Consider the following 22,123-nt stretch of genomic DNA (forward strand, 5'->3'; position numbering starts at 1 on the left):
TCCTTCGCGAAACGGGATCTGAGAGATCAGGCGAAGCGCCGCCGTCGTAGTACCTGTTGTGCTCCCAGACACGCCAGGCTCAGGGCGGCGGCCGCTGCGCCCACTGCGACGAACCCGCCCCACGGGCCCACCGAGTCGATCATCACGCCTGCCAGCGGCGCGCCCAGTGCCACTCCGGAGGTGAGGGCTGAGCCATACCAGCCCATGGCTTCCCCCCTGCGTTCCTCGGTGACCAGATGAGCAATCCGCTCCGAGGCCGCGGAGAGAACCGGAGCACACAGCAGCCCTGGCGCAATTGAGAGCAACGCAAGAACCACCGTGCTTTCCGCAAAGCCCATCGGGATGGTGAGAACCGCCATCAGCAGCAGGAGCACCAGCGGCGAGAGCGGTCGGTGCATGGCACCGTAGACGAGGCCGCCCACAACGGACGCCGAGCACCAGGCGAGGAAGACCCAGCCCAGCTCGAAGGCCCGCTGATCGGCTTCCAGTACCGCGATGATGCCGACATCCGTGCCGGCAAGGACAAGGCCGGCACCGGCGGCCACGATCATGACCACGGCCACCGGCAGCGTGAGCCATGCGAAACTGTGCGCCATCCGCGCCCGCGCCCGTCCAGCACGGGCCGGCCGCGCTCCGGGAACGAGTTCTGCTGACGCTTCACTGACGTGGGCTGGAGCTGATGCCACCAACACTTCCACGGCCGCTGCATCATCCTGCCCTCCGGACAGCGTGGCACCGACGGCTCCCGGCTGGGTACTGCGTGTCGGCGGGTTGAACCACATGAGGAACAGCCCCGCCACGGCGGTGGAAAAGCCCACAACAGTCAGTCCCAGCACCGTGGACACCTGCGTTGCGAGCACAGCCCCCAACGCCGGCCCGCCCATGAAGATCACCTCGGTGGCCACCGCGTCGAGGGTGAAAGCCGTCCGGCGGGAGTTTCCGCTCACGAGCACACCCAAAGACTGCCGGACAACGGAGAACACGGGAAGGGTAAAGATGCCGCCAACGAGCGCGGCCAGCAGCAGCCACTCGTATGACAGGTGGGGCGCCACCGACCAGATCACGGCCTCGGCAATCACCGACGGAATCAGCGCGGCCCGCAGGCCTGCTGTATCGACACGCCGGCCGCGCCAGGGCGCACCGACGGCGATACCGATGGTCATCACTGCAGCTACGGCCCCCGCCTCGGCATAACCGCGTTCGAGGGTCTGCACCACGTGGAGGGTAAGCAGCACCCCTGCGGCAGAGTGGGGAAAGCGTGCGATCATTCCCACGATCAGCAGTCGGCGGACCGGGACAATCCTGAGCAGCTCCCGGTAAACGGCAAAGTTCAACGTTCTTCATCTTTCACGCGGGCCCAACCGCGTGGAAGATCAACGCGTGAGCCGGATTTCGAGCGAGTCCACCCGCTCGACAAACTCCTGCAGGTTTTGGAGGCGGTCCTGGAACGCCGCCGCTGTGGAGCGGACGTCCTCCTGTGAGAGACCTTCCTCAAGTACGAGGGTCAGGCGCAACTCGGGACCGGCACCGCCGCCTCCAACCACTTTACCGCCAGCGGTGCGGCTTGAAATTCCTCCCCCGGGCGCGATTTCGACCCTGCGAATGCTCCCGCCCGGAACGACCGCCTTCCCCACGAGGCGGGCCAGGTCCGGATCAGAGTACGACGGCGACCATTGGCCCTGTTGCGCCAGCGCCCAGAGAGCGGGGCGGCGCACGACGAATGTCACTTCTGCGCCCGGATCGACCACCATGAGTTCAGCTTTCTCGGACACCGCGGCCAGGGCTGCCCGGGAGGCGAAGACCGCAACGGGCCTGGCCTCCGGATGCCAGCTTTGGAGGTGCGCCGTGGCTGTGAAGACCGGCAGGGCGCTCCGCCCGTCCGGCGCCTTGATGGTTACCAGCGCCATGTCGGCTTCCTTGTCACCTTCATGGTGCCGGTCCCCGGGAGCTGCAGTGACATCATCAGCAGCTTCCGGGCCGCCAAGCTGCGCGATCACCGGCACGAAGACACGGATTTCCGTCAGCGCCCGCAGCACTGCGGCCTCATCAGCGGCGCCGTGCACCAGAGCCTGCAGGGCAGCGGCGTAAACCGCCGGCACCGCGCCGTCGTCCTTGTCGAAGGCGTGCAGCGGGTTCCCGCCGCCGGAAAGATCCCTTCCTTCCCAGGCGCGGCCTGCCGAGTCAGCGATGTTACCGCTCAGCGCCGCTTCGATGTGGGCAGGAAGCCTCCGCTCTGCCATGGCTAGCGCTCCGGGAGCCCCGCGACGTCGAGCGCCTGCGGTAGTGTGAAGGCGCCCGCATAGAGGGCCTTTCCTACAATGGCGCCTTCAAGCCCATCGGGGACCAACTGCCGGAGCGCGGCAAGGTCATCCAAACTGGAGATGCCGCCGGATGCCACCACGGGCCGCTCGGTTTTCTCGAGCACCTCCCGGAGGAGCTGGAGGTTGGGACCCCGAAGCGTTCCGTCTTTGGTCACGTCAGTCACGACATAGCGAGCACAGCCGGCATCATCCAGGCGGGCGAGTACCTCCCAGAGGTCACCGCCTTCCTCCGTCCAGCCGCGGGCAGCCAGGGTGGTGCCACGAACGTCGAGACCGACGGCCACGGCGTCGCCGTAGCGGGCAATTGCGCTGGCTGTCCACACGGGATTTTCCAGGGCCGCGGTGCCGAGGTTTACCCGCTCCGCTCCGAGCTCGAGCGCCTGGTCCAGGGACGCGTCATCCCGGATCCCGCCGGAGAGCTCCACTTTGATGCTCAGTTCCTTGACAACGCGGGCAAGCAAATCGCGATTTGATCCCCGGCCGAAGGCCGCGTCCAAGTCAACGAGATGGACCCATTCGGCGCCGTCGTTCTGCCATTGCAGTGCGGCATCGAGTGGATCGCCATAACTTGTTTCGCTGCCGGCCGCTCCCTGTACCAGCCGGACGGCCTGGCCGTCGGCCACGTCAACCGCAGGGAGCAGTTCGAGGATGGGCGATTCGGTGAAGGGACTCATTCGCTTCCTTTGTTCTTAAGATCGGTGCCGGCGCAGCCGGACAGTTAGGGGGTCAGGGTGAGCAGGTACGCGGCGAGCAGCGCCAGGACGGCGAGAACGCCGAAGCTGATGGTGAGCGCGCGGGGCATCTGCTGGCGATGGAATGAAACGACGCCGCCGATCAGCAGCCCCGCCAGTCCCATGAGAATCAGGCTCCACATGGATCAGCGAAGGCTGCCGGTCCAGTTACGCAGCAGCTGCGCACCGGCGTCGCCGGATTTTTCGGGGTGGAACTGCGTGGCGGAGAGTGGGCCATTCTCCACCGCGGCAATGAACGGGCTGCCGTGCGTGGACCAGGTGACGAGCGGCGGCCGCATAGCCGGCTGGGTGACGTCGAAGTTCCATTCCTGCACACCGTAGGAGTGAACGAAGTAGAAGCGCTCTTCAGCAATGCCCTCGAAAAGCACCGACCCGGCGGGGGCGTCGACGGTGTTCCAGCCCATGTGCGGCACAACTTCCGCCTTGAGCCGTTCGACCGTACCGGGCCACTCCCCCATGCCCTGGGTCCGTACGCCGTGTTCCACCCCCTCCTCAAACAGGATCTGCAACCCGACGCAGATTCCGAGGACGGGGCGACCGCCGGCAACACGACGGCCGATCATGCGCAGCGCGTCTACCTCTTTCAAGCCCTGCATGACGGCGGCAAACGCTCCCACACCGGGCACGACGAGCCCGTCGGCGTTGAGGACATCATCAGCCGCTGAACTCAGTGTGACTTCAGCGCCGACGTGTTCCAGTGCCCGCACCGCCGAACGAATGTTCCCGGAACCATAATCGAGAACTGTCACTTTCGGCGCGCTCATAGCGCTCCCTTGGTGGAAGGGATTCCGCTCACCCGCGGGTCCGGTTCAACCGCGGCGCGAAGGGCGCGGGCGAAAGCCTTGAACTGGGCCTCGACGATGTGGTGCGGATCCCGGCCGCCAAGGACCGTCATATGCAGGCAAATCTGGGCGTGCAGGGTGATCGCCTCGAAGACATGGCGCGTCAGGGATCCCGTGAAATGTCCGCCGATGAGGTGGTACTCCTGGCCTGTGGGTTCACCTGAGTGAACCAGATAGGGGCGCCCGGAAATGTCGACGACGGCATTGGCGAGAGCTTCGTCCAGGGGCACAGTTGCCTCACCAAACCTCCGGATACCTGCCTTGTTGCCGAGAGCCTCGCGCAGAACCTCACCGAATGTGATTGCTACATCCTCCACAGTGTGGTGGACATCGATGTGGGTGTCGCCGGTGGCCCTCACGGTGAGATCGATCAATGAGTGCTTTGCCAGGGCCGTCAGCATGTGGTCGTAGAACGGCACGGACGTGCTGATCTCCGAGCGCCCGGTGCCGTCTAGATCGACCTCGACGAACACCGACGACTCACTCGTGGTCCGCTCACGTCGGGCAGCGCGATTGGCAGTAGCTTCCGCGGTCATGGATGGTCCTTACGGTTGTTTCGGCAGCGAGACGGGCGGCGGGCCCGCATGTGCGTCCCGGTCCAGTTTAGGAGACACGCGGCCGGATCAAAGATTCGAGGGCTTTCAGGAAGGTTGTGGTCTCTTCCTGCGTTCCGGCGGTCACCCGAAGGTGGCCCGGAATCCCGACGTCCCGGATAAGAACCCCGGCATCAAGCAGGTCCTGCCAGACGGCGCCCGGATCATCGAGCCCTCCGAACAGCACAAAATTGGAGTCCGAAGGTGCAACGGGCAGACCCATCCCCGTCAGCCCGGACACAATGCGGTCTCTTTGCCGCTTGATCTCATCCACGTTGGCGAGCAGCTTCGCCGAATGGGTCAGCGCCGCGACAGCCGTGGCCTGCGTAATCGCCGACAGGTGGTACGGGAGACGCACGAGCCGAAGCGCATCCGCAATTTCCGGCGCTGCGGCCAAGTACCCGAGACGGGCTCCGGCCAGCGCAAAGGCTTTACTCATGGTGCGCGAGACGATAAGCCGTTCCCTGCCGGGCAGGAGCTCCAGCGCACTCGGAGTGCCGGAGTGGGAAAACTCTGCATACGCCTCGTCCACAATGACGATTGCCTGCGCCGCTTCGCCTGCATCGTAGACCTCGGAAACCACCTCCAGGGGAAGCGCTGTGCCGGTCGGGTTGTTCGGGCTGCACAGGAAGACAATGTTTGCGCCCGTGGCGGCTACCTCGCTGGCGGTGGTACGAGCGTCCAGGTCGAAGGATTCATCCCTCGAACCTGTCAGGTATCCAGTACCGGTGGAGCCTGCGAGCAGCGGATACATCGAGTAGGTGGGAGGAAATCCCAACGCAGTCCGGCCCGGTCCGCCGAACGCGAGGAGGACGTGCTGCAAAACCTCATTGGATCCATTCGCCGCCCAGATGTTGTCCGCGGTGAGTCCGTGCCCTAGGTACGTGGCGAGATGTTCGCGAAGCACGGTGAACTCCCGGTCAGGGTAGCGATTCAGCCCCGCCACGGCGCCCTCGACTGCTTCAACAATTGCACTGCGAACATCCTCCGGAACGCCATGGGTGTTCTCATTGACGTTCAGCAGAATGGGCACATCGATCTGGGGCGCACCGTATGGTCGAAGGCCGCGCAGATTCTCGCGGATCGGCAGTCTGTTAAGGCGTTCTAGCGGATCGGTCACCATGAGAGTTTAAGGCCGCCCCATCCGCCACGAAGAATTCCGCTGAAGCCGGGCGAACTGTTACGAGCCAACCTGTGAAGAATCAGCGCGCCTACCGCTGTGCGGAAGCAGATCCGCTCCTTATGGATTTCCAACCGGAATATGAAGCGACTGCCCGGCCTGCACGGTCGACGAGCCTAGAACATTCAGTTCGACGATTTCCTCAACGACGGCTCGCGGATCACGTTCCGGCGCGTACTCGGCAGCAAGAGCCCAGAGTGTCTCCCCCGATGCAACACTGACCCGGACAGTGTCCGTGAGGTCACCGCCGGCTGTCGCTGCCTGCGCCTGGGAGGTGAAGAACGAAGCAACCACCAGCAGTACGGCAACAAGCAATGCGACCGGAATTGCCACCAGAACCACCCAGCCGCGACGGGTGAGATGAAGGCGCGGCGCCGCAGCCGGCCCGTTATTCTCACGGTCCTCTGGGTGAAGTACGGAAGCTGATCCTGCGATATGGAGCGTAGACATGGCGTCCACCTTTCTCGTTGTGTGGATCTCCCACAGCTTTGTTCGAAGCTGTGTTCTATTCCTCTGCACTTATTATTAGCACTTGTAAACTAATATTGTCGAGACTCACTCGAACAAATGTTTGAAAACACGTCCCGCCTCCCCTAGCGTTGCTGTCAAGGGTGACGGTCCGGCTGCTTCACAAACCAGCTCATCACCCGCCACTGACAAAAATGGTTGGCGAGCCGGCAGTCCGGGCCCGGCCGGAGGAAGGGATGCATCTCGTGGCAGATCTCAGTGCGGCAAAGGACATGGCAGAGGTGCCTTCGCCCGATGCGAAGCGCGGACGCGGAAGGCCGCGCGGCAGGGCCATGCCAAAGGGAATGACAGCACGTCAGACAAAAATTCTCGAGACAATTCAGCGCAGCGTAGCTGCGCACGGCTACCCGCCCTCAATGCGCGAGATCGGTGACACCGTAGGGCTTGCGAGTCTGTCCAGCGTCACGCACCAGCTTTCACAGCTGGAACGCATGGGTTACATCCGCCGCGATCCCAAGCGCCCGCGAGCGATGGAAATCCTGCTTCCTCTCACGCTCGGTGACAGCACACCGCGTGCGCTGCCCTCCTCCGCCGAAAGGGAGGAACCTGCGCGGGCATCGTCGGCCGTCGACGCGGCAATGGTCCCGCTGGTCGGACGGATTGCAGCCGGAGGTCCTATTCTGGCGGATCAGGTTGTTGAGGATGTCATGCCACTGCCCCGGCAGCTCGTCGGGCACGGCGATCTGTTCATGCTGCGTGTTTCAGGTGACTCCATGATTGATGCAGCGATCTGCGACGGAGACTGGGTAGTGGTCCGCCAGCAGAGCACAGCCGAGAACGGCGATGTGGTGGCAGCACTCCTCGATGATGAGGCCACAGTGAAGACCTTCCGGCAGCGTGACGGTCACACCTGGCTTCTGCCGCAGAACACCAATTACGAGCCGATACTCGGTGACCACGCCACCATCATGGGCAAAGTTGTCTCGGTGATGCGTGCGCTCTGACCGAGGCGCGCGGCATGGTGCTAGGCGCGCTGCGTCTCAGCGAGCCGGGAGAGGACCCCGAGCGCCGTTGCGCGGTCCGTCGTCGACCAAAACGGCGGTAGCGCAGCCCTGAGGAAGCCGCCGTAGCCCGCGGTTGCCAGCCGGGAGTCCAGTACTGCCACCATGCCTCGATCATCGTGGGCGCGGATGAGGCGGCCGGCTCCCTGCGCAAGACGAACGGCGGCATGGGTAGCGGAAACATTCATGAATCCGTTGCCTCCGGCCTTTGCGACAGCTCGGGTCCGCGCAGTCATGAGCGGATCATCAGGTCGGGGAAACGGTATGCGGTCGATGGTGACAAGCCGGCAGGCAGTTCCAGGCACATCGACGCCCTGCCACAGCGACATAGTGCCGAACAGGCAGGTGTCGGGCTCCTCTGAAAACTGCTTCACCAGCGCGGACATGGAAGATTCACCCTGACAGAGAATCTCAACGTCGAGCCGGTCCCTCAACGCGTCAGCAGCGTCCTCCGCCGCACGCCGCGAAGAGAACAGTCCCAGCGCTCCTCCCCGGGAGGCTTTGATGAGCGCCTCCAGCTCATCCAGTTGTTCCCCGGAAGTCCCGCGGCCCGGTTTGGGCAGGTCCTTGGCAACGTACAGGACACCCTGACGGGGATAGTCGAATGGGCTGCCAACGTCCACGCCGGTCCATGACGGCGCTCCCTCGCCCGTCAAACCGAGGGACCCGGCAACCGGTCCGAACTCCGAGCCGATTGCGAGCGTAGCTGACGTGAGCACAACCGTGTGGTCCTCGAACAATCCCCGCCTCAGACGCCCGGCAACCGACAGCGGCGCAATGCTGATCGTGGCAGGCGAGGAGTCATCAGCCGCGGAGTAACCGGAGCCCGGTGTAAAGGTACTTGGCCGACTCGCCCAGAGCACTTCGCCCGCGCCACCTGCTGCGACCATCCGTTCGGACAATTCGAGCAATACCAACAGCCGTGAGCGTGCCATCTGGCGGCCACCGTCTGCCGACTGGGAGGACCCGTCGGAACTCGATTCGGACAGCGCCAGGCGGCATGACTCCCGCAATTGCACGAGCGCGAGTTCCTGCAACTCGTCCAGTCCCCCAGCCATCAGACCCGTGGGCTGAGCGTCGAACGCGTTCTCGAAGGCATCCTGCGCGGCCGCCAATGTGTCCGTGTTGGAACCGAGATGGCGCCTCGCCGCTGAGGCCGCAGCGCCGATCAGTGCTCCTGACAGTTGCCCAGACACCGCAGACGTGACGCGGTCGTGTAGCTCGTGCGCCTCGTCAATGACCACTACGTCGTGCTCCGGAAGGACCGCCAGCCCCTCGAAAGCGTTGATCGCCAGCAGCGCATGGTTGGTGATGACAATGTCCGCTTTTCCTGCCCTCTCCCGTGCGCGCTCGCTGAAGCATTCCTCAGCAACGGGACACTTTTGCGCACCAAGGCACTCCATGCTGGACACCGATACCTGGCGCCAGGCCCGGTCGCTGACACCGGGAAGGAGTTCGTCCCGGTCCCCGGTCTCCGTTTCTTCCGCCCACTCCCGCAACCGCACGATTTCCCGTCCGAGCGGGGTGGAAGGTCCTGCCGCAGGATGCGGCGCCGCGGTGTCACCGTCGAGGGAGAAGAGGGCTCCCGAATCATCCTCGTCGGGGAAACCTCCTGCCGTCTTATGCCTGCAGACATAGTTCCCCCGGCCTTTCAGAAGCGCTACGTCGACCGGCCGAGGAAGCGAACCACGCAGGGTCTCGAGAAGTCTCGGCAGATCGCGGTTGACGATCTGGGACTGAAGGGCAAGGGTGGCCGTCGAGACGATCGAGGTTGTGTCACCCTTCACGGCATGCGCGATGAGCGGAAGCAGATAGGCCAGTGACTTCCCTGTTCCGGTTCCGGCCTGCACCAACAGGTGTGTGCCGTTGCCGATTGCTTTCTCGACCTGGCGTACCATTTCATGCTGCCCGCTACGCTGCTGCCCGCCCATCGCCGCTACGACGTCATCAAGCAGTCGAAGGGGACTGATGCTTCCCTCAGCCATGCGTGACGAACGGCTCCAGTTCTGCCGCCAGACCTTCCCTGACCATCACATCTACCCGAGTGCCGTCCTCCACATGCTCCAGGCCGAGGATCTCTGCGTCCGGCTGATGCAGTCGGCTCACGATGTCTCCGCGCTGGTAGGGCACGAGCAGAGTCAGTTTCACGCTTGGACGCGGGATGGACTGGCTGATCAGTTCCAGCAGCTCCTCGATCCCCTGACCTGTGCGGGCGGAAACAATTGCATGGCGGGGTTCGCGCTGCCTGAGGCGTTCAAGCACAAACGGATCTGCCGCGTCGGCCTTGTTCAGGACGACGATCTCAGGCACTTTGCGTGCGTCGACTTCCGTCAGGACGTCGCGGACCGCTGTGATCTGCCCCTCCGGATCCGGATGGGATGCGTCCACAACGTGGAGGATCAGGTCCGCATCAGCAACTTCCTCGAGCGTCGAACGGAACGCCTCGACGAGCTGGGTGGGGAGCGACCGGACAAAACCGACGGTGTCAGCAAGAGTGAACTCGAGTCCGTCAGGCGTCTGTGCCCGGCGGATGGTGGGGTCCAGGGTCGCGAACAGCGCGTTCTCCACCAGCACGCCCGCATCGGTCAACCGATTGAGGAGAGACGACTTTCCGGCGTTCGTGTACCCGGCAATTGCCACTGATGGAACCTCATGACGACGACGGTTGGCGCGCTTGGTCTCGCGTGCGGGCTTCATGCCCGCGATTTCGCGCCGCAGCTTGGCCATCCGCGTGCGGATCTTCCGCCTGTCGAGTTCGATCTTGGTTTCACCCGGCCCGCGTGAACCCATACCGGCACCGGCGCCGCCAACCTGGCCGCCAGCCTGACGGGACATCGAATCGCCCCAGCCGCGCAGCCGCGGAAGGAGGTACTCAAGCTGCGCAAGCTCGACCTGCGCTTTGCCTTCACGGGACTTTGCATGCTGGGCAAAGATGTCCAGGATGAGCGCCGTGCGGTCGATGACCTTCACCTTGACGATGTCCTCAAGCCCCCGGCGCTGGGAGGGGGCCAGTTCGCTGTCAACGACAACGGTGTCCGCACCAGTGGCCATCACAATGTTCTTGAGCTCTTCCGCTTTGCCGGCCCCGAGGAACGTTCCGGGATCCGGCTTCAGGCGCCGCTGGATGATGCCGTCAAGCACTTCCGATCCCGCCGTCTCAGCCAGGGCAGCGAGTTCACGCAGTGAATTTTCAGCGTCATCAACCGTCCCTTCGCCCCAGATGCCGGCCAGCACCACCCGCTCAAGGCGAAGTTGGCGATACTCGACTTCGGTGACGTCTTCGAGTTCGGTGGAGAGCCCGGCCACACGCCTCAGTGCGCGCCGCTCCTCACGATCCTGCTGTTCACCGTCGTAACCCGTGTGCTCTTCGTCGAGATCAGACAGCGCCTGCGCGCGGCCACCGGGCCCGCTACCGAAACGCCGTTGGGAACCGCTCGAAGACGAGGCGGAGTCCTTGGCAAGTATCCGATCAATGACGGCCTGGATTTCATCCGGGCCCATTTCCGGCTCGGGCGTTGCGGACGCTCCGTTATGTGTGGTCATACTCTCCCTTGGTGATCGTCTTTCCATGGTAGTCCGTTGCCCCCGCGGCATGGGCAAAAATTCTCTCAGCGCGGAGGGACAACTCCTGCACAGCCAGCGGTCCCCGGCCGCACGGGTACGGCCCGGAGCACTAGGCTGGAGCATTATGGATTCGCAGCACTACTTCAGCGCCGCCCCCTCCGGACCCGACAAGCGCCGGCCGCTCCGGGTACCCATTGCGGGTCAGGAACGTGACCTCATCACCTCAGGTGGCATCTTCAGTCCCGACGGCATCGACAAAGGCACAGCTATCCTGTTGTCGGAGGTGCCTCCCGTCACCGGTTCCACTCTGCTTGATATTGGTTCCGGCTGGGGCCCGCTTGCCCTGACCATGGCCGTTCAGGCACCGCACGCCCGGGTCATCGCAATCGATGTGAACGAACGCTCGTTGGAGTTGACGAGGGAGAACGCCCGGAGGCTGGAGCTGGGCAATGTGGCGGCCATGCTGCCCGACGACGTCAACCCTGACATTGCCTTCGACACGATCTGGTCCAATCCACCGATTCGGATCGGCAAAGAGGCGCTTCACGAACTCCTCTTGCGCTGGCTCCCGCGCCTTGCTCCCGGCGGGAGCGCATGGTTGGTAGTCCAGAAGAACCTCGGTGCGGATTCGCTGCAGCGTTGGCTTGCAGCGCAGCTGCCGCCCGACTATGAAGTCGACCGCCCTACCACGTCGAAGTCTTTCCGCATTCTGCGGGTTGAGCGGACCGCACCGGAAAACGCCCGGAAGGCCTAGCTGAACGTACCTCGCGCCACGAGCACCGCGGGACCGCTGAGATGCACATGCTCTCCCCCCTGTGCGCTGACTGTGAAGCGGACGCCGACGATTCCGCCGGGCACTGTCACGCTCCAGACGTCGGGCGCGTCCGCTCCCGCCCAGTAGCGGGTGGCAATTGCAGCGGCGCAGGCTCCGGTTCCGCAGGAGAGGGTTTCTCCAACCCCCCGTTCGTGCACGCGCATGCTCAGCTGTCCAACGCCGTCGTGCATGAGTGGATCATGCGGGACGACGAATTCCACGTTGGTTCCGTGCGGCGGTGCCGGGTCCACCGAAGGCGCGTCGAACAGCCGCGTGGCGCGAAGCTCCGCGATTTCGGCAAGGGCGACGACCGTGTGTGGATTACCCATGCTGATTGACAGTCCAGGCCGGGCGACCTGCAGCCCGTCTGCTTCGACCAGCGAGTCGGTTGCACGCGCGGCCGCGGCTTCCGGGTAGATGAACTCCCACGGCCCCATGTCCACGGAGTACCCATCGACTGACCGCTTCACCACTTTGACGCCGCCGCGGGTGCCGATGGCCATCGAGGCGCCATCCGCCAACTCAACCAGACCGGATTCGAGGAGGAAATGGACGAAGACGCGGACACCATTGCCGCACATCTCTGATACCGAGCCGTCGCTATTGCGGTAGTCCATGAACCATTGCGCTTCAGGAGTGTCCTCAAGCAGGGCCCGTCCCTCGGGAAGGAACGACGACGGCACGGCACGGATCAATCCGTCCGCGCCGATACCCCGGTGGCGGTCACAGGCGGCAGCCACATCGGCTGCGGTCACATCGACCGAGCCGTTCGGGTCTGCCACCAGAATGAAGTCATTACCGGTACCGTGCCCCTTGGAGAAGGAGAGTCCCGTCAGTCCCGGCCTTGCGGACAATGCTGGTTCAGTGTGTGAAGTCACGTTACCTAGGATAGGGGGCGTGCGCGGCGACGGCGCCCAGCGCCTTCGTGAGGAGCTCCGGATCATGCCAGTTGAACCACTGAATCCGCTCGTCGGCCCGGAACCACGTCAGCTGCCGGCGGGCGAACCTGCGGGTAGCCGCGACGGTGTCTTCGGCTGCCTCTGCTGCTGACCAGCCTCCGTCGAGTACCCGCAGAAACTGGCTGTATCCCAGCGCGCGGGAAGCCGTGCGGCCGCTTCGCAGCCCGAGGTCGTCCAGCCTGCGGACCTCCTCCAGCAACCCCCGCTCCACCATCGAGTACACCCGCTGAGCGAGTCTCTCCTTGAGGACGTCCCGATCGGCCTGCAATCCGATCTGGACGGCAGACTGGTGATAGACGCGGCGCGGCATGTACGAACTGAAGGGCCGGCCCGTGAGCTCGTGCACCTCAAGGGCGCGGATCACCCGCCGCTCGTCCCCCAGCCGTTCCGCCGATACCGCGTCGACTGCGGCAAGGCGCTCCCGCAGTGCAGGAAGGCCCACCTTGTCTCTTTCAGCCTCGAGACCGGCTCGAACGACGGCGTCGGTCGGTGGAAATTCAAGCTCGTCGAGCACCGCACGGACGTACAGGCCTGATCCGCCGACGAGAATGGGCACGTTTCCCCGCGCACGCACCTGCGCAATTACCTCGCGGCTGTGCTCCTGATAACGGGCGACACTTGCTTCCTCACGCACATCGAGGATGTCCAACAGGTGATGGGGAACAGCTCTGCGTTCACCGACTGACAGCTTGGCGGTGCCGATGTCCATGCCGCGGTAAAACTGCATGGCATCGGCGTTGATGATCTCACCGCCGAGCGCCTCGGCCAGCGCGATGCCCAACTCGGACTTTCCGGATCCGGTGGGCCCGACGACGGCGATCACCGGCGTCGCGGGCGCAGCAACAGCGCGGCTCACCTCAGTTGCTGCGGAGAGGAAGCGAGGGCATGCCGAGCACTACTGACCTGCCTGCCGCAGCGCCGACGCCGGGGGCCGGCGCCCCGCACGATTCTGCCTGAGATCGGTCCCAAGCGTCGCCTGCGCGTGAGCGGCGGAGCTGATAGTCCGACGCCGACGGATCGGCGACGAGGTGGAACGCGGCAGCTCCGGTGACAGTCACCGTCACGAGATCGCCAGGCCGCGGAGCGTCTGCTCCTTCGGGCACGGAGAAGTGAACGAGCCGCTGGTCGCGCGCCCGCCCACTCAGTCGGTGGGTCTCATGGTCCTTGCGACCCTGATGAGCAGTAACGAGCACCTCCACCTGCCGTCCAACCTGCGCCGCGTTCTCTTCGCGGCAGATGCGGTCCTGCAGCTCGGTGAGCCGCTCATACCGCTCCTGCACCACGGCCTTCGGGAGCTGATCCGGCAGGTCCGCGGCAGGCGTGCCTGGGCGCTTGGAGTATTGGAAGGTAAACGCCGTCGCGAAACGCGACTGCTCCACGACCCGAAGCGTCTCCTGGAAGTCCTCTTCGGTTTCTCCGGGGAATCCGACGATGATGTCGGTGGAAATCGACGCATGCGGCATCCGCGATCGGACCCGGTCAAGGATGCCGAGGAACTTTTCAGAACGGTAGGACCGCCGCATTGCCTTCAGGATCCGGTCCGACCCAGACTGCAACGGCATATGCAGCTGCGGAGCAACATTCGGGGTCTCTGCCATTGCATCAATGACGTCATCGGTGAAGGCGGCCGGATGGGGGCTCGTAAACCGGACCCTTTCCAAACCGTCGATGCTTCCGCAGGAGCGCAGGAGTTTCGCGAACGCACCGCGGTCCCCGAACTCGACACCGTAGGAGTTGACGTTCTGGCCGAGCAGAGTCACTTCGATAGCGCCGTCCGCCACAAGGGCCTCGATCTCGGCGAGGATATCCCCGGGGCGCCTGTCCTTTTCCTTGCCGCGCAGCGAGGGCACGATGCAGAAGGTGCAGGTGTTGTTGCAGCCAACGGAGATCGACACCCAGCCGGAGTACACGGCATCACGTTTGGTCGGCAGGGTGGACGGGAAAACGTCCAGGGATTCGAGGATTTCAAGCTGCGCTTCCTCGTTGTGGCGTGCCCGCTCAAGGAGCGCGGGCAAGGCTCCGATGTTGTGTGTGCCGAAAACGGCGTCCACCCACGGCGCCTTGCGGAGGATCGTTTCGCGATCCTTTTGGGCTAGGCATCCACCGACCGCGATCTGCATTCCAGGCCGTGACTGCTTGACCGGCGCGAGCTGGCCGAGGTTTCCGTACAGCTTATTGTCCGCGTTCTCGCGAACAGCACAGGTATTGAAGACGACGACGTCGGCCTCGTCGCCGCCGGCGCTCACATACCCGGCGGACTCAAGCAGCCCGGAGATCCGTTCGGAATCATGGACGTTCATCTGGCAACCGAAGGTGCGCACCTCATAGGTGCGCTGCGTGGCAGAGAGGGGCTCGGCCGGCTGTGCTGACGGGGAGGGGTAGGCAACTGTGGAACTCACCTGTTAAGGGTACGGCCCACCGAGAGCAGCCCCAACCCGGCCAACTACCGCCGGGGAAGACGGGCGGTTGAGATTACTCCTGCTGGTCAAGGACATCCTTGACGATGGAGAACGCGAGCGACGGCGCATAGCCCTTGCGTCCGAGCATTGCCACAAGCCGGCGCACCTGCTTGTCACGGGATGCACGGTCACCAGGATCCGCAAGGGGCCTCGCCTTTCTCCGCACAAGGTCCTCGGCCGCTGACCGCTCGTCTTCGTCTGTCCGCTGGAGCAGTGCGTCCTCGGCCAGCTCTCCAGTGATGCCCTTCTCAGCGAGCTCGCGCTTGATGGCGGACCGCGCAAGCGACCTGGTCTGTGCCCGGCTTCGTACATACATGCGGGCAAACTCGGCATCATCAATCAGTTGAACTTCCTCGTAGCGATCCAGGATGCCCGCCGCCACCTCTTCTGAGACACCCCGCTCACGAAGTTTAGTGTGAAGCTGGTGGCGGCTGCGCGGGGCCATGGAGAGCTGGCGCAGGACGATAGCGCGTGCCACCTCATGGGGATCGGCCTCGGGCGTGAGATCAGCAGGCGAGCCCGGCGTAGGAGCCCGCGGGCCGCTCTTCCGTGCTGAACGCCGGGCACTGCGCTGCGTTGCTGCACCCGGAGTTCCGAAGAATCCGTTCATGGACCGCTAGCGGTCCCCGCCGCCGACTGCCTTCAGCTTGGGACCATCCTGTTCCGGTGTCTCCTCCACCGCACCTCCGACGCCGAGCTTCTGCCGGATCTTCTGTTCGAGCTCATCCGCCAGGTCCGGGTTGTCGAGCAGGAACTTGCGGGCGTTCTCCTTGCCCTGGCCCAGCTGGTCTCCGTCATAGGTGAACCAGGCTCCGGACTTCTTCACGAGACCGTTCTCCACGCCAACATCGATCAACCCACCCTCGCGAGAGATTCCGAAGCCGTAGAGGATGTCGAACTCCGCCTGTTTGAACGGCGGAGCCATCTTGTTCTTGACGATCTTCGCCCGGGTCCGGTTACCAACCGGATTGGTACCTTCCTTGAGCGTTTCAATGCGCCGCACGTCGATCCGCACTGATGCGTAGAACTTCAGCGCCTTGCCGCCTGTGGTGGTTTCAGGGCTGCCGAAGAACACACCGATCTTCTCGCGGAGCTGGTTGATAAAAATGGCAGTTGTCTTGGTCTGGCTCAGACGGCCGGTGATCTTACGCAGCGCCTGGCTCATCAACCGGGCCTGCAAACCCACATGGCTGTCACCCATCTCTCCCTCGATCTCAGCGCGCGGAACGAGGGCGGCAACGGAGTCGATCACGACGATGTCAATGGAACCAGAGCCCACGAGCATGTCCATGATCTCCAGGGCCTGCTCACCGGTGTCCGGCTGGGAGACGAGAAGAGCGTCGGTGTCCACCCCAAGCTTCTTGGCGTACTCGGGATCCAGCGCGTGCTCCGCGTCAATGAAGGCGGCAATGCCGCCGTTGCGTTGGGCGTTGGCCACAGCGTGCAAGGCAACGGTGGTTTTACCCGACGATTCCGGACCATAGATTTCCACCACCCGGCCCCGCGGCAGACCACCGATGCCAAGCGCTGCATCGAGTGCGATCGAACTGGTGGAAATGGTCTCGATAGGAGCGCGGACCTCGTCTCCAAGGCGCATGACTGAGCCCTTGCCGTATTGCTTATCAATCTGTGCCAGTGCGGCTTCGAGAGCCTTTTCACGATCGGCTGGTACGGCCATCATTCACCTCGGTATACTCATGGCCGCCAGGGCCTGTTTTTCTCTTCCCCTTGACCGTAGCGTCCCCCTCCGACAGTTTGCCCCGCGGGGCATCCGATGTGGACATCCCACTTGAAGCGGCGGGATTGTGGAGGGCGAGTGGCATGGGAATCTTCTGATTCCAGCATAGTCCGGATCCGAACACATATTCGATTGATTCGCCCGGCGTGTTTGAACCGGCTAGCGCGGTTTCACATCGCGTCCGAGCCGTCTGTACTCGGGCACGTCCTGCATCTCGCAGACCGCCAGCCAGACGGCCTTCGGGTCAGCTCCCGCCTGCAGGGCTCCAGCCGGCGTGCGGTCGCCGAGCCCGGACAGATGCAGTGTTTGGGCCAGCGTCCTTGAATAGGCCGGCCCGAATTCGTCGTCCATGAGCCGCCAGAAGTCGCTCGTGCGCATGCTGCATCCTCCTTCTCCAGATAAACCCTAGAATGAAACGCATGACTGTTGACCGCCAGGAACCCGATGCTTCCGTCGATGCTGCCGTGCAGGCGTTGGAACAACAACTCAGTATGCTGTGGCGGCGTGCGCGGTCGAACTCCTACAAGGTTGCGCGGCGGGTCCATCCGGATATGGAACCTGCTGCCTACGGGCTGCTGGTCATCCTACAGCGGGAGGGCTCCATGCGCCTGACCGATCTGGCCGCCAGCATTGGCGTCGGCAAGCCCTCCGTCAGCCGCCAGATCGCCATGCTCGAACACCTGGGCCTGGTTCAGAAAACCGCAGATCCGCTGGATGGCCGCGCCCAGTCGATCAGCCTCACGGCGGCTGGACTGACGCAGCTGTCCACAGCACAGGAAGCGCGCAAGGAGGCGTTCCATCAGCTGATGGAGGACTGGAGCCTTTCGGATCTCACGACACTCGGGGAGCTCATTTCCCAGCTGAACCAGACCTATACGAGAGACAACTGGTAGCCGCAGACCAGAAAGAGGCCCGCCGCATTCGGCGGACCTCCCTGTGGAACGTGGGTTGTGCCGGTATCAGTTCTTGGTGACTGCCAGTCCCCTGCTGAAACCACCGGTGAAATCCTCCGGCATGTCCCCGCCGAACTGCTGGGCAAACTCCTGCGGGACTGTGTCAGGGACAGCAACACCTTCGGCTTCGGCCAGCCGGTCGCTGACCTCCCGAAGCATCATCGACAGCGGTACATCGAGTGCAGAGCAGATAGAGGACAGCAGTTCCGAGGACGCTTCCTTTTGGCCCCGCTCCACCTCACTGAGGTAACCGAGGGAGACCCGGGCGCTATGCGACACTTCCCTGAGTGTGCGGCCCTGGCGCTGGCGGACGTCACGCAGGACGTCCCCGATCTCGTGGCGTAAAACGACCATTTTGCGCTCCTTCGGCTTACGTTGCGGATCTTCTGCCAACCCCACATCCCGCCAACGGATGACACCGTTCACGGATACGGGTTGCTTTACCATGTGTATCGCCTAACTCCCTTGTGCTGGCCGCTTTCGCTGCCGTCTGATTTAAGCCTAGCCCGTCTTGCTTCTCCGTGCTGGACACTATTGATAACTATTGCGGAACTCCGTTTGTTCCCGCGGACTCAAGCTCAAGCGCCTCCGTGAGCAGGATCACCGCAGCCGAACAGGATGCTTCCCGAATCTGGCTCCTGCTTCCCCGGAAGCGATATTCTCGAACCAGGTTGACAGATACCGCCACCACGCTGATGAACACAGTACCCACCGCTTTTCCATCGTGCGGTTCGGGGCCTGCTACTCCTGTGGTGGACACGCCGATGTCGGCGCCACAGCTGTCTCTGGCACCAAGAGCCATCTGCCGTGCTACCTCCGCGTCAACAGCGCCCGCACGTTCCAGAAGTTCTGGTTCAACACCGAGCAAGGCCGCCTTCACGTCCCGGTGATAGGACACGACGCCGCCCCGAAGCACAGTCGAAGCCCCAGGAACCGAAGCAAGCGCGGCCGCAACCATCCCGGCGGTCAGCGATTCTCCGGTAGCAATGGTGAGCCCGCGCTCCTGCGCGAGGAGTACAACCCGTTCAAGGGCGGCCCTGCCCAACCCGCCTGACACCCCAGCGGCAGCTGTCACAGTGCGGTGTTACGTGCTGAGCGCCGCAGTCGGAGCGCCTGCAGGACATAATCTGCGCCGGTCACCACGGTAATTGCCAAGGCAGCCATCATGACGACGACGGCGGGCCACCACGCCCAGTCGCCGAGAGCCGGCACCAGCAGGTAGAGGAAAATAGCCAGCGTCTGAACGACGGTCTTCAACTTCCCACCGCGGGAGGCAGGCATGACTCCATAACGGATGACCGCGAACCTGAGCAGGGTGATGCCGAGCTCGCGGGCAAGGATGACGATGGTCACCCACCACCAGAGCTCGCCCAGTACGGACAGAAGTATCAAAGCGGAACCGATGAGCAGCTTGTCCGCGATCGGGTCTGCAATCTTCCCGAAATTTGTGATGAGACCACGGCTGCGCGCCAGGTCACCATCGAGCTTGTCGGTATAGATTGCCACTGCGAACGTGGCTACCGCGAGCCAGCGGAAAAGCCCGCCCTCGCCGGAGTCGGCCAGCAGGAACCAGACGAAAAACGGTACCAGCAGGATTCTCACGACCGTCAGCACATTCGCGACGTTCAGGACTGGCACCGCTCCAGCGTCAGAATTACTCACTGCTCAAGGCTACCTGCCTGTCAGCTCCCAGGCGTCTTCACCGCCGTCGTCATCATCATCGTTGTAGTCCACGGCCTGCGGACGCGAGTCCAGGTCCTCCGCCACCAGGTCCGCGGCGCCCGGCTGGTAGCGCGACTGATCAACCTCCGGCGATGCGGCCGGCGCCGGCGGGTCATCGCCACGCATAGCAGCGAGAACAGGACCGAGGTCATCAGGCTTCACCAGGACGTCACGCGCCTTCGATCCCTCCGACGGCCCAACCACTCCCCTGGACTCCAGCAAATCCATCAGGCGGCCCGCCTTCGCAAATCCCACGCGCAGTTTGCGCTGAAGCATGGAGGTGGAACCGAACTGCGTCGTGACAACAAGCTCGGTCGCCTGCAGCAGGACCTCGAGATCGTCCCCGATGTCGTCGTCGATCTGCTTTTTGGGTGCTTCCACCGCCACATCATCGCGATAGACGGCTTTCAACTGTTCCTTGACGTGTTCCACCACTCGGTGGATCTCAGACTCGGTCACCCAGGCACCCTGGACGCGCATGGGCTTCGACGCACCCATGGGCAGGAAGAGCGCGTCGCCCTGGCCAATCAGTTTCTCAGCGCCCGGCTGGTCAAGGACCACCCGGGAGTCGGTCACCGACGAAGTGGCGAATGCCATGCGGGAGGGCACATTGGCCTTGATCAGACCTGTCACAACGTCCACAGACGGCCGCTGGGTAGCGAGCACCAGGTGAATACCCGCTGCCCGGGCCAGCTGGGTGATGCGGACGATTGAGTCCTCGACGTCCCGCGGCGCGACCATCATCAGATCCGCCAGCTCGTCGACCATCACCAGCAGGTACGGGTACGGCCGCACCACGCGCTTGGAGTCCGGTGGCGGAACCACCTTGCCGTTGCGGACCGCCTTGTTGAAATCATCGATGTGCTTGTAACCGTAATTGGCGAGGTCATCGTAGCGGGTGTCCATCTCACGGACCACCCATTGGAGCGCTTCCGCTGCCTTCTTGGCGTTGGTGATGATCGGTGTGATCAAGTGCGGTACGCCCTCGTACGCAGTAAGTTCCACCCGCTTGGGGTCGATCATGATCATGCGGACCTCATCCGGGGTGGCCCGCATGAGGATGGACGTGATCATCGAGTTCACAAAGGAGGACTTACCAGCACCGGTGGCACCCGCGACGAGCAGGTGCGGCATCTTGGCGAGATTCGCGACCACGAACCCGCCCTCGACGTCCTTGCCTACGCCCATGACCATCGGGTGATCCGTCTTGCGGGCATTGCCGGATCGAAGGACGTCGCCCAGCGACACAGTCTCGCGGTCTGTGTTCGGAATCTCGATGCCGATCGCGGACTTGCCCGGAATCGGCGAAAGGATGCGCACGTCCGAGCTGGCGACCGCGTAGGAGATGTTCTTGGACAGCGCGGTTACACGCTCCACCTTGGTTCCCGACGCCAGTTCGATCTCGTAGCGCGTCACCGTCGGTCCGCGTGAGAAGCCGGTGACCTTTGCGTCGACGTTGAACTGCTCCAGGGTGTGGGTGAGGGCGGCGACGACCGCGTCGTTGGCCTCCGACCGTTCCTTGGGCGGAGTCCCCGGCGGCAGGTAGTCCGAGGGCGGCAGCGTGTAGGTCACGTCTCCGGCGAGGGACAGTTGCTCAGTGCGCTGCGGGATCGGCGTAACGGGCGCCTGGGGCTGAACCGGATTGGACGGGACCGGAACGGGTTGGGCGGCCGGTGCGCTTGCAGGCGGAAGCACCGCCATGGCTTCGGTTGCAGGTTCTGTCTCCCCGAGCCCCTGGTTGCGCTTGATCTTTTCGGTGGCAAGCTCCTGCTGGGTGGGACGGCGCACGCCCGGTCGGACGGCCGGCGACGGGGACGTTGTGCCGCCGTCGTCGTTCCCCTCGTCGTCGTCGAGCACTGCGCGTTCGAAGGCTTCATCGCCGACATAGCCGTCCAGGTCATCATCCTGATCGGTGTTCTTCTTCTTTCTACCGAACAGACCGGACTTCTTCCTGGGCTTGGCCGCCGCGCGCTCGCGGTCGGACAGGTAGCTCTGATCGTGAGCGTCGCCGTCCGCGCTGCCCTCGTGCAGGTCCTGTCCCATGAGGTGCTCATAGAGCTGGCGTAGCCGAGACGGAATATGGCGGAACGGAGTAGCCGTGATGATTAGGATGCTCACGAAGACGAGGAATGCGAGTACAGCGGCAACCGGCCACACCGAGAGAATTGCAGCGACGGGTCCGGCAACGAGGTAACCGATGACACCGCCTGCCCGCCACAGCGCATCAAGTCCGGCGGCGAGCTCGGGCCGGCCGCCCACCAGATGGGCAATGCCCGCGCCCGCGAAAGTCAGGACGGTGAGCCCGATGCCGATACGGTTGTTGGCACGAGGATTTTCCGGATACCGGAACAACCGGACCGCGCCAATCAGTAGGACGAAGGGCAGCAGCAGCGCCATCCAGCCCACAGAACCTCCGGCCACAGCATGCACGACGCCTGCAACCGGCCCGGGCAGTGCCCACCACTCAACCGTGGCGACGGCTGCCGCGCACAGGAAAAGGAAGAAACCCGTGCCGTCCCTGCGGAGGTCCTTTTGCGGCTGCACATCGTGGCCGAATTTGCGGATAGCGCCGGCCACCAGGTGGGCCAGGCCCATCCAGAAGCCACGGACGGCGCGCAGCGGCAGCGGCAGCTTTTCCTCGGCTGCCGGCAACGGTTGGGTCTTGCTTGTGCCTCGCGCGGTTGAGCCGCGGCCGGC

General features: G+C 63.9%; 23 protein-coding genes. 3 read left to right on the forward strand and 20 right to left on the reverse strand.

Features of this window, described 5'->3' with window-relative positions; all coding sequences use genetic code 11:
* Positions 1–26: 26 nt before the first annotated feature.
* The 8 genes from P4U43_RS10810 to P4U43_RS10845 form a co-directional block, all read right to left on the reverse strand.
* The gene (locus P4U43_RS10810) at positions 27–1,334 is read right to left on the reverse strand and encodes an MFS transporter (protein ID WP_277358746.1); all 1,308 of its coding nucleotides are present in this window, start codon (positions 1,332–1,334) and stop codon (positions 27–29) included.
* 39 nt (positions 1,335–1,373) lie between these two features.
* Positions 1,374–2,240 carry an SseB family protein gene (locus tag P4U43_RS10815; protein ID WP_277358747.1) on the reverse strand — a complete coding sequence of 289 codons (867 nt, stop codon included), beginning with the start codon at positions 2,238–2,240 and terminating at the stop codon, positions 1,374–1,376.
* 2 nt (positions 2,241–2,242) lie between these two features.
* Positions 2,243–2,995: a bifunctional 1-(5-phosphoribosyl)-5-((5-phosphoribosylamino)methylideneamino)imidazole-4-carboxamide isomerase/phosphoribosylanthranilate isomerase PriA gene (priA, locus tag P4U43_RS10820; protein WP_204535329.1), complete on the reverse strand. Its 753-nt coding sequence runs from the start codon at positions 2,993–2,995 to the stop codon at positions 2,243–2,245.
* 44 nt (positions 2,996–3,039) lie between these two features.
* On the reverse strand, positions 3,040–3,177 hold the full coding sequence (locus P4U43_RS10825) for a hypothetical protein (RefSeq protein ID WP_277358762.1): 138 nt from the start codon (positions 3,175–3,177) through the stop codon (positions 3,040–3,042).
* A gap of 21 nt (positions 3,178–3,198) precedes the next feature.
* Positions 3,199–3,837, reverse strand: a complete 639-nt coding sequence (gene hisH / locus P4U43_RS10830) for an imidazole glycerol phosphate synthase subunit HisH (RefSeq protein WP_056548435.1) — start codon at positions 3,835–3,837, stop codon at positions 3,199–3,201.
* Positions 3,834–4,451, reverse strand: coding sequence for an imidazoleglycerol-phosphate dehydratase HisB (hisB, locus tag P4U43_RS10835; RefSeq protein ID WP_056548436.1), 618 nt, complete (start codon positions 4,449–4,451; stop codon positions 3,834–3,836). Before hisB ends, hisH begins: the two co-directional genes overlap by 4 nt.
* A 67-nt stretch (positions 4,452–4,518) precedes the next feature.
* Positions 4,519–5,628 carry a histidinol-phosphate transaminase gene (locus P4U43_RS10840; RefSeq protein WP_277358748.1) on the reverse strand — a complete coding sequence of 370 codons (1,110 nt, stop codon included), beginning with the start codon at positions 5,626–5,628 and terminating at the stop codon, positions 4,519–4,521.
* Between the two features lie 120 nt (positions 5,629–5,748).
* The gene (locus P4U43_RS10845) at positions 5,749–6,138 is read right to left on the reverse strand and encodes a LysM peptidoglycan-binding domain-containing protein (RefSeq protein ID WP_277358749.1); all 390 of its coding nucleotides are present in this window, start codon (positions 6,136–6,138) and stop codon (positions 5,749–5,751) included.
* Between the two features lie 290 nt (positions 6,139–6,428).
* On the opposite strand from P4U43_RS10845, the gene lexA reads away from it, so the two are divergent.
* Complete coding sequence (gene lexA, locus P4U43_RS10850) at positions 6,429–7,160, forward strand: transcriptional repressor LexA (protein WP_056549196.1); 732 nt, start codon at positions 6,429–6,431, stop codon at positions 7,158–7,160.
* 20 nt (positions 7,161–7,180) lie between these two features.
* On the opposite strand, the gene P4U43_RS10855 is transcribed toward lexA, so the two are convergent.
* Positions 7,181–9,202, reverse strand: coding sequence for an ATP-dependent DNA helicase (locus P4U43_RS10855; RefSeq protein WP_277358750.1), 2,022 nt, complete (start codon positions 9,200–9,202; stop codon positions 7,181–7,183).
* Positions 9,195–10,760 (reverse strand): GTPase HflX, encoded by a 1,566-nt coding sequence (hflX, locus tag P4U43_RS10860; protein ID WP_277358751.1) that lies wholly within the window; start codon positions 10,758–10,760, stop codon positions 9,195–9,197. The genes P4U43_RS10855 and hflX overlap by 8 nt, the downstream gene beginning before the upstream one ends.
* A gap of 145 nt (positions 10,761–10,905) precedes the next feature.
* Between hflX and P4U43_RS10865 the strand changes: the two genes are divergently transcribed.
* Positions 10,906–11,535 (forward strand): class I SAM-dependent methyltransferase, encoded by a 630-nt coding sequence (locus P4U43_RS10865; protein WP_277358752.1) that lies wholly within the window; start codon positions 10,906–10,908, stop codon positions 11,533–11,535.
* On the opposite strand, the gene dapF is transcribed toward P4U43_RS10865, so the two are convergent.
* From dapF to P4U43_RS10895, 6 genes are all read right to left on the reverse strand, one after another.
* Positions 11,532–12,473 (reverse strand): diaminopimelate epimerase, encoded by a 942-nt coding sequence (gene dapF, locus P4U43_RS10870; RefSeq protein WP_277358753.1) that lies wholly within the window; start codon positions 12,471–12,473, stop codon positions 11,532–11,534. The genes P4U43_RS10865 and dapF overlap by 4 nt on opposite strands.
* A 1-nt stretch (position 12,474) precedes the next feature.
* On the reverse strand, positions 12,475–13,410 hold the full coding sequence (gene miaA, locus P4U43_RS10875; protein ID WP_277358754.1) for a tRNA (adenosine(37)-N6)-dimethylallyltransferase MiaA: 936 nt from the start codon (positions 13,408–13,410) through the stop codon (positions 12,475–12,477).
* A gap of 1 nt (position 13,411) precedes the next feature.
* Complete coding sequence (gene miaB / locus P4U43_RS10880) at positions 13,412–14,953, reverse strand: tRNA (N6-isopentenyl adenosine(37)-C2)-methylthiotransferase MiaB (protein ID WP_277358755.1); 1,542 nt, start codon at positions 14,951–14,953, stop codon at positions 13,412–13,414.
* A gap of 73 nt (positions 14,954–15,026) precedes the next feature.
* Positions 15,027–15,623 (reverse strand): regulatory protein RecX, encoded by a 597-nt coding sequence (locus P4U43_RS10885; protein WP_277358756.1) that lies wholly within the window; start codon positions 15,621–15,623, stop codon positions 15,027–15,029.
* Positions 15,624–15,629: 6 nt separating this feature from the next.
* Complete coding sequence (recA, locus tag P4U43_RS10890; protein ID WP_277358760.1) at positions 15,630–16,691, reverse strand: recombinase RecA; 1,062 nt, start codon at positions 16,689–16,691, stop codon at positions 15,630–15,632.
* Between the two features lie 219 nt (positions 16,692–16,910).
* Positions 16,911–17,129, reverse strand: a complete 219-nt coding sequence (locus P4U43_RS10895; protein WP_277358757.1) for a DUF3046 domain-containing protein — start codon at positions 17,127–17,129, stop codon at positions 16,911–16,913.
* Between the two features lie 41 nt (positions 17,130–17,170).
* Here P4U43_RS10895 and P4U43_RS10900 point away from each other — a divergent pair, with 41 nt between their 5' ends.
* Positions 17,171–17,644: a MarR family winged helix-turn-helix transcriptional regulator gene (locus P4U43_RS10900; RefSeq protein WP_056548452.1), complete on the forward strand. Its 474-nt coding sequence runs from the start codon at positions 17,171–17,173 to the stop codon at positions 17,642–17,644.
* Positions 17,645–17,710: 66 nt separating this feature from the next.
* Here P4U43_RS10900 and P4U43_RS10905 read toward each other — a convergent pair whose 3' ends face one another.
* From P4U43_RS10905 to P4U43_RS10920, 4 genes are all read right to left on the reverse strand, one after another.
* Positions 17,711–18,151, reverse strand: a complete 441-nt coding sequence (locus P4U43_RS10905; protein ID WP_056548454.1) for a helix-turn-helix domain-containing protein — start codon at positions 18,149–18,151, stop codon at positions 17,711–17,713.
* 94 nt (positions 18,152–18,245) lie between these two features.
* Complete coding sequence (locus tag P4U43_RS10910; RefSeq protein ID WP_404800726.1) at positions 18,246–18,779, reverse strand: CinA family protein; 534 nt, start codon at positions 18,777–18,779, stop codon at positions 18,246–18,248.
* Positions 18,776–19,366 (reverse strand): CDP-diacylglycerol--glycerol-3-phosphate 3-phosphatidyltransferase, encoded by a 591-nt coding sequence (pgsA, locus tag P4U43_RS10915; RefSeq protein WP_277358758.1) that lies wholly within the window; start codon positions 19,364–19,366, stop codon positions 18,776–18,778. The genes P4U43_RS10910 and pgsA overlap by 4 nt, the downstream gene beginning before the upstream one ends.
* 9 nt (positions 19,367–19,375) lie before the next feature.
* Positions 19,376–22,123, reverse strand: a 2,748-nt coding sequence (locus tag P4U43_RS10920) for an FtsK/SpoIIIE family DNA translocase (protein ID WP_277358759.1), incomplete at its 5' end; no start/stop codon positions are given.

The sequence above is a fragment of the Arthrobacter vasquezii genome (genome assembly GCF_029455255.1).
Classification (GTDB): Bacteria; Actinomycetota; Actinomycetes; order Actinomycetales; family Micrococcaceae; genus Arthrobacter_D; species Arthrobacter_D parietis.